This is a genomic window from Paeniglutamicibacter sulfureus, from assembly GCF_030512175.1.
In the GTDB taxonomy this organism is placed as follows: Bacteria; Actinomycetota; Actinomycetes; order Actinomycetales; family Micrococcaceae; genus Paeniglutamicibacter; species Paeniglutamicibacter sulfureus.
Genome location: NZ_JAULBL010000002.1, coordinates 2,441,703 through 2,455,782, shown reverse-complemented (window position 1 = coordinate 2,455,782; position 14,080 = coordinate 2,441,703). Strand labels below are relative to the sequence as shown.

General features: G+C 60.4%; 11 protein-coding genes and 1 tRNA gene. 1 reads left to right on the top strand and 11 read right to left on the bottom strand.

Annotated features, from left to right (window positions below):
- Positions 1–28 precede the first annotated feature (28 nt).
- Positions 29–1,303, bottom strand: a complete 1,275-nt coding sequence (locus Q2T94_RS17800) for an MFS transporter (protein ID WP_302266014.1) — start codon at positions 1,301–1,303, stop codon at positions 29–31.
- 50 nt (positions 1,304–1,353) lie between these two features.
- The gene (gene argE / locus Q2T94_RS17795; protein ID WP_302266013.1) at positions 1,354–2,526 is read right to left on the bottom strand and encodes an acetylornithine deacetylase; all 1,173 of its coding nucleotides are present in this window, start codon (positions 2,524–2,526) and stop codon (positions 1,354–1,356) included.
- A 538-nt stretch (positions 2,527–3,064) separates the two neighbouring features.
- On the opposite strand from argE, the gene Q2T94_RS17790 reads away from it, so the two are divergent.
- Positions 3,065–3,397, top strand: coding sequence for a hypothetical protein (locus Q2T94_RS17790; RefSeq protein ID WP_302266012.1), 333 nt, complete (start codon positions 3,065–3,067; stop codon positions 3,395–3,397).
- Between the two features lie 6 nt (positions 3,398–3,403).
- On the opposite strand, the gene lepB is transcribed toward Q2T94_RS17790, so the two are convergent.
- The 9 genes from lepB to Q2T94_RS17745 all read right to left on the bottom strand — a co-directional run bounded on the left by lepB (position 3,404) and on the right by Q2T94_RS17745 (position 14,003).
- Entirely contained in the window at positions 3,404–3,865 is a 462-nt protein-coding gene (gene lepB / locus Q2T94_RS17785; protein ID WP_302266011.1) for a signal peptidase I, read from the bottom strand.
- 35 nt (positions 3,866–3,900) lie between these two features.
- Positions 3,901–5,385, bottom strand: a complete 1,485-nt coding sequence (locus Q2T94_RS17780) for a multicopper oxidase family protein (RefSeq protein WP_302266010.1) — start codon at positions 5,383–5,385, stop codon at positions 3,901–3,903.
- Positions 5,386–5,822: 437 nt separating this feature from the next.
- Positions 5,823–6,983, bottom strand: coding sequence for a sensor histidine kinase (locus Q2T94_RS17775; protein ID WP_264269677.1), 1,161 nt, complete (start codon positions 6,981–6,983; stop codon positions 5,823–5,825).
- Positions 6,984–7,176: 193 nt separating this feature from the next.
- The gene (locus Q2T94_RS17770) at positions 7,177–7,842 is read right to left on the bottom strand and encodes a response regulator (protein ID WP_302266009.1); all 666 of its coding nucleotides are present in this window, start codon (positions 7,840–7,842) and stop codon (positions 7,177–7,179) included.
- 140 nt (positions 7,843–7,982) lie between these two features.
- Complete coding sequence (locus tag Q2T94_RS17765) at positions 7,983–8,972, bottom strand: AfsR/SARP family transcriptional regulator (protein ID WP_302266008.1); 990 nt, start codon at positions 8,970–8,972, stop codon at positions 7,983–7,985.
- 1,259 nt (positions 8,973–10,231) lie between these two features.
- A complete protein-coding gene (locus Q2T94_RS17760; RefSeq protein ID WP_302266007.1) occupies positions 10,232–12,190 on the bottom strand; it encodes a hypothetical protein in 1,959 nt (652 codons plus the stop codon).
- Positions 12,191–12,900: 710 nt separating this feature from the next.
- Positions 12,901–12,973, bottom strand: a tRNA-Val gene (locus Q2T94_RS17755).
- Positions 12,974–13,091: 118 nt separating this feature from the next.
- Positions 13,092–13,583, bottom strand: a complete 492-nt coding sequence (locus Q2T94_RS17750) for a redoxin domain-containing protein (RefSeq protein WP_264269681.1) — start codon at positions 13,581–13,583, stop codon at positions 13,092–13,094.
- Between the two features lie 3 nt (positions 13,584–13,586).
- Positions 13,587–14,003: a DUF3052 domain-containing protein gene (locus tag Q2T94_RS17745; RefSeq protein ID WP_372342892.1), complete on the bottom strand. Its 417-nt coding sequence runs from the start codon at positions 14,001–14,003 to the stop codon at positions 13,587–13,589.
- Positions 14,004–14,080: the final 77 nt, after the last annotated feature.

The window sequence follows — 14,080 nt, the reverse complement described above, 5'->3', positions numbered from 1 at the left end:
CTATCCGGCGGCCCGACCTCCCCCTTGGCTACGCCTGCGCGTAGCGTTTACGCACGAAGTAGAGACCCACGAGGGAAATGACGGCAATCGCCATGTAGTAGAGACTCGGGGCGTTCAGGGAACCCGTGATGCTCAACAGCCACGTGAGCACGAGGGGCGCGATGCCTCCGAGCAGGGTGACTCCGACGTTGTAGGTGACGGCGAGCCCAGTTCCGCGGATGGCTGCCGGGAACAAGGCCGACAGCAGCGCCGGCATCGGGCCGAAGTAGAAGGCCATGATCACTCCGAGGAGCGCAATGACAATCACCATGACCGGCACGGTCGGGTTGCTGACCATCAGCTGGAACAACGGCCAGGCCAGCAAGAGCGCCCCGACGGCCGCATAGGTCATGACTTTGGCCGGGCCGACCCTGTCTGCAAGATGCCCGACAAACGGGACCCCGATCAGCACGATAAGACCCGCAACGACGCCGCCAAGAAAAGCAGCGGTGGCAGGGATCCCCAGGTTGGTCACGGCAAAGGTCGGCATGTACAGGATCATGTAGACCGAAATGGTGGCGACGCCGATGACAGCCGAACCGGCCAGCAGCCGGCCGTAGTGGTTGACCACCAGGGCCTTCAACGGAGCGTGCTCCTTCTCGCTTTGCATGAACTCCTCGGTTTCATCCAGCTTGGCACGGATGTAAAGACCAACCGGGCCGATCAGCAGCCCGACGAAGAACGGTACCCGCCAGCCCCAGCTGTACAGGTCCTCCTCGGAGAGCCACTGCGTCAAGCCATAGCCGAAGGCCGAGGCCAGCAGCATGGATGCGCCCTGGCTGGCGACCTGCCACGACGAGTAGAAGGCCTTCTTGTTTGGAGCGGTTTCAATCAGGAAGGCCGTTGCCGTGCCGAACTCGCCGCCGGCGGAGAAGCCCTGGATCAGCCGCGAGACCAGGATGATCACCGCACCCCACACGCCTACCTGGGCGTAGGTCGGGGCCACCGCCATGATGAGCGTACCGACCATCATCAGCATGAGTGTCAGCGTCAGTGCATTCTTCCGCCCCTTGCGGTCGGCATAGCTGCCCAGGATCATTCCGCCCAGCGGCCTGATGACGTAGGACAGCGCAAAGGTTGCGAAGGTGAGCACAAGGGCGAAGGTCCCGTCAGACTCCGGGTAGAAGTTCTCCGCGATGACCACGGCGAAGGTCGCGTAGACGATGATGTCGAACCACTCCAAGGCGGCGCCAATCGAAGAACTGACCACTGCCTTTCTGGCAGCCGAAAGCTGCGCTGGGGTGGCCACTTGGGTGTTGGCCATGTTTTTCTCCTTGGGGGTTGGTGAAGGACCGGGCTCGGGCTGCGGCGCGGTCAGGCGCTGAGCGCCACGATCAGGTTGTCGATGAATGCCTCGCACTGGACGATCTGGTCAAGTGCGATGAACTCGTCCGGGGCATGGGCCTGGGCAATGTCGCCGGGACCGCACACCACCGTGGGGATGCCGGCGTTGAAGAACAGTCCGGCCTCGGTGCCGTAGGTGGCCTTGTCCGGGCTAGCGGTGCCGCCCAGCTGGGCTGCCAGGGCGACGATTCCCGCTTCCTCCGGGGTATCCAGACCCGGTGTCTTGGCCAGGACCTCAAATTCAACATGTGCTTCCGGGTTCCGCTCCTGCATGGCCGTTTCGATGCGCTTGGCCTCGAGGCGGAAACGCTCGATGAGCTCGATGGGATCGTCGTCCGCGATCGAGCGGAACTCGAAGTGGAGGGTGCAAACAGCCGGGATCGTGTTGACCGCGATGCCGCCCTCGATCTGGTTTACCGTCGTAGTCGTATGCGGGACGATGAAGGCATCGTCGAAGGGGCCATCCTGGGCGAAGTCCCGTGCTGCCGAATCGACGAAGGCGGTGAATTCGGCGGCGGCGGAGATTGCATTGACGCCCTGGGTGGTCAGGGACGAGTGGGCTGCGACGCCATGGAAATCGACGCGAATGACGTTCACCGACTTGTGGCCACGGACAACGCGCATGCTGGTGGGCTCCCCCACGATGCAGCCGCGCGGCTTCAAACCTGCCTCGGTGATGGCGGCGACCAGGTCAACCGCCCCGATGCAACCTACTTCCTCGTCGTAGGAAAAGGCCAGGTGAATGGGTTCGTCCAGCTTTGCCCGGGCGATGCTCTCGAGCTTGGCCATGATCACGGCGACAAAGGTCTTCATGTCACAGGTGCCCCGGGCGTAGAGCTTGCCGTCCCGGATTTCCGGGACAAACGGGTCGCTGCTCCAGGTTTGGCCGTCGACCGGAACGACATCGGTGTGTCCCGAAAGCACGATGCCTCCGCTGCGGGTGCCGTCGGCGGCCGGGATGGTTGCCAGAAGGTTGGCTTTGTTGCCCTCGGCGTTGTGGACCAGCGATGAATCGATCCCGAGGGCATCAAGGCGCCCGACAACGTAGTCAATCAGGGGCAAGTTACTGTCCCGGCTTGTGGTGTCGAAGCCGATCAGCTTCGCGATTTCCGCCATGGTCGCTTCGCTGGGTGCGTGTGACATTGCTTCTCCTGGTGTTCATGGGGCCGGCCTCATTGCCCATGGTAAATCTGAAAGGGCCGCGAAGAGTCTCTCATTCTCCGGGCAGGGTGTTGCTGAGCATGAACGGGCAGGTAACACCGGAGGGCCAATTCGGCTTTGCAGATGGCGACTTGTTGCGGGAATCACGTCTGGCGCCAAGAATCTGCCTTGCTTTGCGCCAAAGTCATTCACGGACACGCTGGAGAACACTTTCAGGCCCGCCCAGATGACTCGGGGACGGACGAGCCAAGTGTCCATCAGGGTTTCCCCATGGTTGATCGGCAACCATCGAGGCATGAGCATCGATCAGGCCATAAATCAGGATGGACCCCCGGCCCAGGATAAACGGCGCCCGTCGCGACGCACTGTCTTTGCCCTTGTTCCGTTGGCGGCCTTGGCAACGACCGGGGTGGGAGTCGGAGCTGCGAGACTGCTCAGACCCCCGGACGTGCCCGCCACGCCGTTGGGCGCTCTAGGGTCACTGGACGGCGGTCTGGCGCGGATCCACGGGATCATCCCCTTGGAAACGGATTCCTGGAAGCCTCCGGAGCCCGTTGCGACGCTAAAGTCGCCGATTGCCTCCGGCGGTCATCGCGTACGGGTTCTTCTGGAGCTGACTGCCAGCAAGGCATCAGGCGTGCGGTTCGAATCAACAGACTTCGCCGTTGGGGAAATCGTCGGTTTCAGGGCGGAACCACTATGGGTCAGCCAGCAGTCGGCAATCATCTCGCTGGGCGAAAATTTGCAGGTGACGTTCATCTTTGAGATTCCCAACAAGGCAATACAGCTGGTTCTGGAGGGACCGGGGCGGCTGCGCCTTGCGCTCGGAACCGCCCATCACTCAAATCCCTAGGCCGGGCTAGTTCCACACGTGCAGGATGCGACCGCGCATATTTCCCAGGGGTACGGCACCGTAGTCGCGCGAATCAATCGAGGGGCCCCGATTGTCGCCCAGCACAAATACCGTGTTCGGCTCAACAAGAATCGGCCCGAAATACCTTGCATCGATGGCTTTGGGGTCGATATCGGGTTCCAGTCGGCGCACGCCGTCAACATATACAACACCGTCGATGATCGCGATTTCCTGCCCCGCCACGGCAATGACCCGCTTCAAGCTAATCGTTCCATCGTCGGGAGCACTGAATACCACTAGGTCATCCGTGTTCGGTCTGGTCGTTGTCGCGTGGGTCTTGAGCAACAGGGCGTGGGCGCCCTCGCTGACCTGCGGGCTCATACTGTCCGAGGCGATCGTGATCGGCTCGAGAAGGAATATCCTACCCAAGACCAGCACTACAAAAAGTGCCGCCGCAGCGTGGATCACGAGACGGCGGCGCCTTGGTAGTCCGGGTCTGGACATCAGTCGTTGTCCCATTCCGGGCGTGCAGCGGTCATCGGATCATGCTCATCGACCTCATTGGCGTTCAGCGCGACCCGAAATTGCGTCATCATGTCGTGGTCCTCGTGGGGAAGGTTGTGGCAGTGCACCATGTATCGGCCCTTGTGTGGTCCAAAACGCATGAGTACCTTCACCTTCTCGCCCTCCCCCACGTAGACAACGTCCTTGGGCCCCGCTTCGTACGGCATCGGAGCCTTGCCGTTTCGGCTAATGATCTTGAAGTCGACCAGATGGATATGTACCGGGTGGAACCAACCGCCCGACTTGTTCTCAATTTCCCATTCCTCCACGCTATCCATCGCTACCTGGGCGAAAACTTTCTGGTAACCGCTCGCGATCACCTCGGCCCAGCTTGATCCCCCGATGGTCCACATGTTTGTCGTGTCATCCCGCGCAACCCGCATGTATCGCTTCTGCTCAACCATCCCCTTGGTCAGGCCCATCACGTCAGTGTTCGGGGCAAGTACGGTGGGTACCGTGTTCCACGTCGTGTCACTTTTATCCACCGGGTCGCCCACTACATCAAAGGCCATGACCTTGTTGGTGTTGTCGTAGTCAACATTGTTCTTGTTGGACAGGTTGCGCAGTTCGACTCGCTGGCCCACTTTGTACTTGGAGAAGTCGATCAGTACCTCGTACCGCTCTGCGCCGCCGTGGCGCCACGATGTGACGGTGACGGGTGCGGGCATTAGTCCCCCGTCGGTGGCCACCATGGTCATGGCGTCGTTGGTACTGAGTGCCAGCCGCAGCGACCGGGAAATGCTGGCGTTGAGCACCCGAAACCTGTAGATGCGCCGTTTCACTTTCATCACCGGCCACGGAACGCCGTTGACGAGAATGACATCGCCCCAAAGGCCCGAGTGTGTGTTGTCGTCGTATCCCATGGCACCGTTTGCAGCGAACATGGCATCCGTAATGGTCAGGCCCACGTCGAATTCTCCCTGCGGAAGCAGTCCGCGTTCCTGCGGATCGTGGATTCGGTACTGTGCGGCCAGCCCTGAATAGGCATTCTGGGCCGTGTAGTGCACGCCGTGGTCGTGATACCACAACGTTCGTGCCGGCTGGAAATTGGGAAAATAGTACTTTTTTTGGAAACCAGGCATGGTGACGTCGCTGGCGTAGCCGTCATATTGCGGAAGCGAAGCCGAACCATGCAGGTGTGTTGAGGTGGCAAGCACGTGCCCGTGGGTGGGGTGGGTCGCCGGAAGCTTGTTCTTAACCGTCAAGGTGGTCTTGGTACCGCGTTCCACCTCGATGGTGGGGCCAGGGAAAATTCCGTTGTAGCCCAGGATCGGTGTTGAAAGGCGCGGAAGGATTTTGGCCGTTCCCGCCATTTGGGTCACCACATAGTTCTCGACCTTGGCTCCGTCGGCCGGGTCGATGCCCACCGAGTACGGACGCAAGACCGGCGGCTGGGTAAAAGCAGCCCGATACGGTCTGGGCATGTCGGAATCCCTGAGCCGGCTGGCTGACTTCGCCACCACCGTTCCCCATGGGGTGGCTACCGCACCAACACCCAGAACGCCGATTCCACCTAGCAGCAGGACTTGTCGTCTTGAGGGCTGCATGATCGTTCCTTACTCGAGCACGTGCATTGGTTCTGTCACCGAGCATGACCCAACAAGCTTGTGAAAAACCAATGAATGCACGAGGGGCTCGGACGCCGACTGGGAATGCCCGATCGAGAGACTTCGCCTCTTGTCCACGCCATGGTTGCTGCGGGATCCATCGCTGCTCGTCGACGTGATGGCGGGGTCGCTGTTCCTGTCACGGGGTTGTTCCGCCATACTCCTGTGCGCTGTCCTGAGCCGAGTCAGACGCCACCCGCGTAAAAGGGGTGTTCACCGTTCTGCCCGACGATCTTCGGGAGGACCGGATCACCTTAGGCGTCAACGCTGCGATTGGCGAAGGCCCCGTTTGTCGGGACGCGGACCCGAATGCTGGTGCCCTTGTCCAACGTGCTCGTAATTTCAAGTCGTGCGCCCGCCGTCTCGGCGAAATCGGCCATCAGACGTAGCCCGAAATGGTCCGACTCGGACCGATCCGAGGACCCAAACCCCACCCCGTCGTCGCTGACATTCAGATCCCAACTCCGGCCCAGTCGCATCAGGTGAAGTTCCATGTTCTTCGCCTCTGAATGTTTGATGGCGTTCAGCACTGACTCCCGTGCGATTCGATGGAACATGGTCGATTGCCGGTCGTCGAATGGCAGGGGGTGATCAATTCGGACGATCGTCCGGATTCCCTGGCTGCGGGCGCGCTCGGCGAGAATGCCAAGAGCGCGCGGCAACTCGTCCGCCGTGACCGAAGAGGAATAGAGCTCCGCCGTGATCCCTCGAAGCTTCCCAATCGTGTCTTGCAGCACCGCCCCCGGCGCAATGTTAGGTCCCAGCTCGGGCAATGGTTCCAAGACGTAGGCTAGGCCAGCCAAATCCTGGATGATGTCATCGTGCAACGCGGCGGCCAGCCGCATTCGTTCACGTTCTCCAGCGTCGATCGCCTGCTGCAGAATGGCACGGCGTTCCCGCTGGTGCTTTTGGACCTGTCGGGCCAACCGGATGCCGGGGATCAATTGCCCGCCCTGCAGAACCGCGCCAGCGACCAGCAGAACAGGGATCATGCCCAGCAGGAACTGATTCTCGGGACCGCGCACGACAGCGTCGTCGAAATACACCTCGAATAGCAACGGAACACCGCCCGCACTGCGGGAAGCCACGTAAACCTCCACCAGTTCGCCGTCGCCGGATTCGAACTGGTTTTCTTCTTCCTCCTGCACTTCCACGGTGGCCACCCCGGGGCCACCAGCCAACAGCTCCCGCGCCCACGGTTCAAGTTCGAATTTGGAACCGGCAAGTTCGCTCCTGTCTGAATACAGGATGGTTCCCTCCGCGCTCCACACCTTGATGCGAACGATTGATTCGTCGGCTAGCCACGGGGCCAACCGCGTGTCAATCCGGGACAGGACCTCCGGGTCAGGCTCTTCCGGAACCACGCCCAACACAGGGCTGATGACGTAGTCGGCCAGCCTTTGGGTGAGTTCCACCGCATCCTCAAGAGCCAGGTCACGGGACACTGCCCGGACCCAGAAGGAGAACGGGATGGCAACAACCGCCAACACCACCAACCCGGTTGCCAAGAATTTGACGATTGCGCTACGGACGGCGGATCCCTCCTCGACCAGGGTCCCGGTCGAGGTATCGGCTTTGGCCTTCGTCCTGTCAACGGATCCCCTCATCTCAGGGGCTCCCCAGCAGACCCAGTTTTGTAGCTGCTACGACGGCTTCCAACTGGGTATGCGCATCTAGTTTCGCAAGGATCGATTTCACGTAGCCGCGGCAAGTGTGGGTGCTGATGCCCAGTGCCCGGGCATTCGTCGACACATCTTGGCCCGCTGCCATGAGCCGCAACACCTCAAGCTCGCGACCAGTCAGACTCGGACCTGGCCCGACGGTCTTTCGTCCCAAAAAATCAAGGCGTGAAAGCAGCGCCGGAGCCACCACGAATTCCCCGGTCCGCACACCGCGAACTACATCCAACAGGATGTCCAGAGCTCCATCCTTGGGAAGAAATCCGCAAATTCCCACTGAAGCGGCACGCTGGATGGCGTGTACGTTTGGATCGCCGGTGAGCATGACGATGCGCGTGTCCGGGGCACGGGCGAGGATCTGCTCGGCCGCCTGAAGGCCATCACCGTCCGGCAAGCGGTAATCCAGGATCACCAGGTCCGGAGATAGTTCGAAGCAAAGCTCGACACCTGCCTGCACCCCATGGGCCATACCCACGCAATCGAGATCACCCTCCCGATTCAGGGCCGCGGCCAAGAGCTCGGCGAAAGTGCGATGGTCATCTATCACCACGATTCGGGCAGCTTGCCCCGTCGTGGTGCTCTGTTCGGTTGCCACTGGCAATACAGCTCTCCCCATGAGCGCGATCCCCCCAAGGCCGCTTGACACTGGGCCAAAGGCCCTAGGGACAGTATCTACGCATGAGTTCGTTCGTGGCAAGGGTCGAGACGATATGAGGGCAAAAGCCGGCCACCGGATTACACGGAGGCCGCACCCAGCGCTCGTTGCAAGTAGCCGAAAATGACACTGCCCGCTTCTTGGGGACTGAACCCGAGAACCTTGCCAGCATTTCCCGCATGTTGCCACGCACTGTTGCCATGGCCGGCGACAACTTCCTGGATCGAAAGCAATGCACCAATAACATGTCCGAAGTCATCGTCAGCTGCCGAGGTCAGGCGCAACAGCCGCTCTTGCGCTTGTTGCAGGACTGGCCCCGGGGAGCAGCCCAGCTCCCGATCCATAACCCGCCGGCAGTCATCGAGCGCTTGCAGACCCTGTAGCGGGTTGCCGCCCGCTTCCAATCCTAGGACCAGGCATGTCCATGCCGCCTCGTTGAGGTTGTCCCTATCCAACACTTCCTGCGACAGGCGAATTGCCTCAAGATTCATGCCCAACTCCAAGGCCAATTGCGCTGCCAGTATGCCGGCTGAGGCTACCCGAGCTGCGTGCACGCAACGCTCTGCATCGGCCCACCCAGGCAATAGCTCGCTCCCCAGAAGTGGTTCGGTGGCCAGAGCCAGGGCCTGGCGCAACAACGGGAGGGCGATTTTAGGTTCGGAACCTTCGGCTCGGAGTATGAGGCTGTCAAAGCGTGACAGGTCAAGGTCGACCATTTCCGGATCCAGCATGTAACCCCCGGTGGTGGTTCTGAGCACCCCGTTCTTGCCTTGTCCTGGCTGTAGGCACCGTCGCAGAACCGAGACGTATGATTCCAGGGTTGAAACTGCCGCAAGCGGTGCCGACCCCTCCCACAACATGTCGATCAGTCGTGACTTGGAGACCGGAGTTCCTAATTGCAACAGCAGAATTTCCAGTATTTGGCGAGCTTTCGGCCCACCTACCTCGCCGGCTTCCAATACGACATCGCCCATGCGGACCTTGAGGGTCCCCAAGATCTGTACATGGATTTTTCCGTCGGTTTCCCAAACGGTATGGTTATCCCCTCTAAACCCCAAAAGCGTATCCATTTTTTATCTCCCCAAGATGAAAAATCCCCAAGTCCAACAATTACGATTTTCCTCTGTCCCGTCTGAACTACAAGCCCCCTTGAGGGGGTTCTCGACACCCTAATTTAGGGGGGTGCCCGGTCTAGCCCGCCACGTCCTTCCAAGCATGATCCAAGGCCCTCAGCTCTGTAGGCATGTCAGATTGCCCCGGAAAGTGTTTTTGGCCAGGCGATGGTTGCCACGGCAAGGACCAGCGCCACCGGACTTCCACCCGTCCACTCGGTCCTCCACCGGGCCGCCGGGAGGGGCAGATGTTTGACCAGCCGAGCCAACCTCCCCAGCGGTCCAGGGCCTTGCCGGCGACAGCTCTTCGGCAGCGTTGGTGTGAGTGTACGGGCCACGGATTCGATTGGAGGCCGTGGAGCCGTCCCGGATCGACTCGTCGCCTATTCCGCAGAGGATCGTCGGCTCGACGTCAAAGTCTTCGGCATTCTCCACGTTGCCCGGGAAGCGTGAAGCCGCCCGGTCCTCACGTGCAAAGATGACCGCGACCATGGCGTGAACCTTAGGCTTGTCCGCGGACAAATCAGTTACTCATCGGATTTCCCGCCCGAACTAGATTCACCGTGTCTGGGAAGCGGTTTTCAGGAGCGCTCCGATAGTGACCGACTGGCCCATAAAAAGCGCAAACGTCGCCGGTTGCAAAGCCGCCCAATCATGACCTCGAGTTGCCCTTCTGCGTCCGACAGGTCCCTGCCCCAGATCTTCCCGCCACGCCGGTTGAGGGACACCGAGTGGTGGTGGGGCTTTCCCGTCATCGACGTTGCTGAACCCCTCGAAATCCTGGTGGTCATTCCACAATGGCGGCGTCGTCCGGAAGACCTCGGCTGGATCGAAAAAACCGGGGGTGGCCCTTGTTCCGGATCCACGAAATTGACACCCACGTCGTCCCTGGCAATGATCGCAGTTCCATGTCCGGGACCAGTTGTCGATGCCCCTGGTACCGGTCCCGTACCGCCGGCGGCCCGGAATCACTGCAATCAGCCTGCGGCACGAATATACCGGGGGCGGCAGGCCAGCAACGCATCCTTGCTTGCTTGCTTGCTTGCGGAGACTCGGTTGCGGGATGCCACGGTCAGTAGTCCGGGATCAAGCCGTGAACGCATGCTACCGCCGCCTTGGGAAGCCAGCTGCCCTGTGCTGGACACACAGCTGCTTCGCTGCGCACGGTCCGTAATACGTTCCGTGCGCAGCGAAGCACTGTTGCCCGCTGTTTACCGCTATCTGGCGGAAACCGTGGCGCTGGTCACCCCACCCCGAGTGGATTGGACCATGACAGAAGTGACTTGTCGACTTGGTCCGGGCTTGAGTTTCAACTGCCAGTTGTTGGTGGCGTCCACCACAGCCGTGCCAATCTTTTCGACTGGAGCCCCCGGCGTGGTGTTGTAGATGATGACCCTGGACCCTGGCGTCAATGCTCCGGTGACTCCCGACAGCGTGGCGGTTCCGGTCAACCTGAATTCCTTGTTGACCCGGTGCCTTGCGTCGCTGGCTACCGTCACGTTATCGGAGACGAGGTTGAGTTCGACTGTTGCCGGCTCGCTCTCCGAGCCGTCTTCCTTGCCCACTACAAGTTGCATCTTGATGACCTCTGTTGTTGTCACCGGCGAAGGGGCGGTGTCCGAGGTGTTGGCGAAGTATGGAACGGTGACGGTCGGCGTGGCACTGGTGTCGCTCGAGAGCGTAACCGGCATACCCGAGACCTGAGTCCATTTGTAGGTGTCCGCCCCGCTCGACGTCGAACCGTCCAACACGATACTGCCTCCGTAGTTGATGCTCGCCGACTCGGGGGTGGCCCGTGCAATGGCGGGTGCTGCCGGGTCCGGTGCAGGGTCCTGCACCGGACCCGGATCAGGTGCCGGCGCAATCGGAGCTTGGCCCTCCGGCGTCGCTTCACCGCCCACAACGCTGACATCCACCGAGGCCTTGGCACCAGTCGAATCCTTGACGATGACACGTTCCGGAGGCGCCGACACGGCAAAGGCAGCGCTTTGCGTGGCTTGGGTGGTGGCGCCCGGGTCCAAGGCCCCCAAGCCTTCGGCGGTCAATGCATTGCCGAACCTGCTGGCCGCGGCAACGTTGAGGATCGTGCCGTCATAGGTGGCCTCCAAGCCCGAGATCCCATGCGGATTGGTGACGTCGATGACGGAATTGCTGACGGGCTTGTCACCAATGTTGCTGATCTTGATTTGGGTAGGGGCATCTCCCTCAAACTTGATACGTGCGTAAAAGCGATTGCTTGCCGGATCAGTTTCCATGGGTGTGGTTGCGAACTTGCCCGCTTGGCCTTCTATCTGGAGCTGGGTGCCTTCACTGGACGCGAATACATCGATCATGTTTCCTTCAAGAAGGGCCTTTTTCCCCTCGACACCCTTGTTGGTGGAAATCTTTCCCTGAAGTGAGAATTGGTCCGTGGACAAATTCAGCCCACCACCGGTGACGGAGAACTGATTGTAGCCAAAGGGGCTTCCCGTCACGGTGTGTTCCTGTCCCGGGTCGCCGAGGTAACCCTCCGGAGCGGCAGGAGCCGTGTCCGGATCCCACCTCAGGAAGGGGCCGATGTTGCTCTTCAGTGCAGTGGTGAAGTTTCCCTGCGCCGGTGAAATGTCCTCGACGAGTTTGCCGTCACCGGCAGCGTCGGTGTCGATCGTCATTGAACCATAGGGATGCTTGAAGGTCAGGGTCGTGTTTGGAGCTGCCCCTCGCACTGTGACACGTTGGCGTCCGAAGACTACCTGGTCACCAGCCTGCACCTGGTTGGCGAACGCGGCCTCAAGCCCGAGGACCAGAACTGCCCGTCCGCCGCCCGGTAGGTCCAATGTCGTTGAAGCAAGCATGTAAAACGCTTCCTCCGGGAAATTATCTGGGAACGAGATCGGTGCTTCGTCGTTCGGGATGTCCCCGGCGGCGAATCCGCAGTATGGGTTTTCAAAATCAAGGCACAACTCCACGCGCGTGCCGACGCTGTCCTGGTACCAGCTGGGGTAGCCGTGGTCCGTATTCACCGGCCCCACTGCCACGATGCCACCGGGGTTCTTCTCCACAACTTCGGTCGCGGCTTGTGCGGGCGTAATGGTCGCCAGTGCCAGTAGGCCGATGGCCATCAGCGCGATCCTGGGTTTTTGCGATCCCCTGCTGCGTGCACGTGGCGCAGACGATGCGGGATGGTTCAATTTCATGTCGACTCCTTGGACGAGCTAAAAGATACACAAACTGTGCATGGCCCACCCTTGGGAAACCTTGATGCCCACAATCACCGAACGATCGTGCTTTTCGAATGGAGTGGCTGCTCGGCTTCCGACTGGAAATGCCCCCGAAGTGGGAAATCGGTGTCAAGAAAACGAGGGCCCCGCCTGGGGAAGCGGGACCCTCGCCTGCGCCCAACCCTTTGAGAACGGCGCCAGGCCCGACCTGCGGATAGGGGGGGTATCCGCTGGAGAGCCCTAACGGTGCAATCGCGCGCCTCATTGCGCCTTCGCATGTGGCACCTGTTGCGCTTACCGAGTGCGACCGTGAATCGATTCTGTCCATCTCACCCTATGAAAAGCCTAGGCGGCTTGGGCTTATGAGATAGGAGTCGCTTTTGTCGAAGGCTGGTGGCGACGCGAAAGCGCGGTGGGAGGATTTTCCACGTGGACTGACTTTGTCTGGACGCGCGCGAGAACCACGTGCGCACCCGCCGGGGACTACCGCAATGTCGCTCGAAGCGCGCGGCTATCGAGTGGCTGAGGTCGCACGCGGAAATCCCCCGCCCTCTATGGAGAGCAGCTCAAGCGCGTCGCTTCCATGGCTCCGCCAGGGCAAACGAAGTAACAACGGGGATCGGAAATACCGGGAACCGTTCTCTCCGCCGAGTTGGCGAATGGATATTGCAATGACTCTTTTAAAGTGGGCCCTACCGGGATCGAACCGATGACATTCACGGTGTAAACGTGACGCTCTACCAGCTGAGCTAAAGGCCCTTGGCACTACTGAATTCGTTTGGTTTTGGATCCGCCGGAAGTGTTCGTGACAAGAATATGACTGTGGCAATGTACCCGCCCGAGCTGTCGAATAGACGCAAGAATTCTTCGACACCTGTTAGGTGAGTAGGTCCAGTGCCTCTCGGTAGCGCGCGATGGCGCGCGCCTCATGGATGGGTGAACTAAACGAATCCACCACACGACCCTTCTGGATGAGGAACGTGTGCCGCGTTGCCGCGCCGGACTCGTTGTTGAATGCGCCATAGCACTTCGCTACGGCACCGTGCGGCCAGAAATCGGCCAACAGATCAAACCCGAAATGGGCCTGGTCCGCGTAGGTGCGCAATGCGTATTTGTGATCCACCGAAACGCCCATGATGCGGGTGTTACGTATGGCAAATTCCTCGCGAACCTGTTCCAGCTCTTCAAGTTCCGACCCGCAAACCGCGGAAAACGCGAACGGGTAAAAGACCAGGAAGTAGGCCTGCTCGCCCAGTGCCCGGGACTCGATGAGTTCACCGTGCTGGTTGGGAAGGGCGAAGACCGGGGCCGTTTGACCGGCCCGAGGCGTCGGGGAAATGTTCCCCGCTGCCGGATGTGATAATTCCACGCGCTAGTTCTTGCGGCGCGCAACAAGTCGAGTGGCCGACCAATCCTCCGAAACACCCTCGGTGTTTGTGACATGGAGGCCTGCGGTGGGAGCATCTGCCTGGATCGAGGCGGGTGACACATGGCCATCTCGTCCCGGTTTCGGGGTCAAGAGCCATACGACCCCCTTTTCATCCAGGTTGACCAGCGAATCAACGAGGGCATCGATAAGATCCCCATCGTCGGCGCGCCACCAATAGACGATTCCGTCCACAACCTCGTGGTCTTCCTCTGTCAGTAGTTCGGAACCCACTGCTTCCTCAAGGGAATCGCGCAGATCAAAGTCCACATCGTCGTCGTACCCGAGTTCCTGGATCAGGTCCCCGTCTTTGAAGCCCATTTTGTGTGCGGCTTCGTGCTTTGCCGGTGCGGCGTCGCTCACGTCACTCCTCCTGCTGCTGTAAAGCGTCTGGTTACAACCAAACACCCTTTTTGCGCTCTCATCAAGCGCAGAGGCTT

What these genes read in the sequence shown, in the direction of transcription:
- Q2T94_RS17800 (WP_302266014.1), bottom strand. Translation starts at nt 1,303, where the DNA reads ATGGCCAACACCCAAGTGGCCACCCCAGCGCAGCTTTCGGCTGCCAGA.
- argE (WP_302266013.1), bottom strand. Translation starts at nt 2,526, where the DNA reads ATGTCACACGCACCCAGCGAAGCGACCATGGCGGAAATCGCGAAGCTG.
- Q2T94_RS17765 (WP_302266008.1), bottom strand. Translation starts at nt 8,972, where the DNA reads ATGGATACGCTTTTGGGGTTTAGAGGGGATAACCATACCGTTTGGGAA.
- Q2T94_RS17780 (WP_302266010.1), bottom strand. Translation starts at nt 5,385, where the DNA reads ATGCCCAGACCGTATCGGGCTGCTTTTACCCAGCCGCCGGTCTTGCGT.
- Q2T94_RS17760 (WP_302266007.1), bottom strand. Translation starts at nt 12,190, where the DNA reads ATGAAATTGAACCATCCCGCATCGTCTGCGCCACGTGCACGCAGCAGG.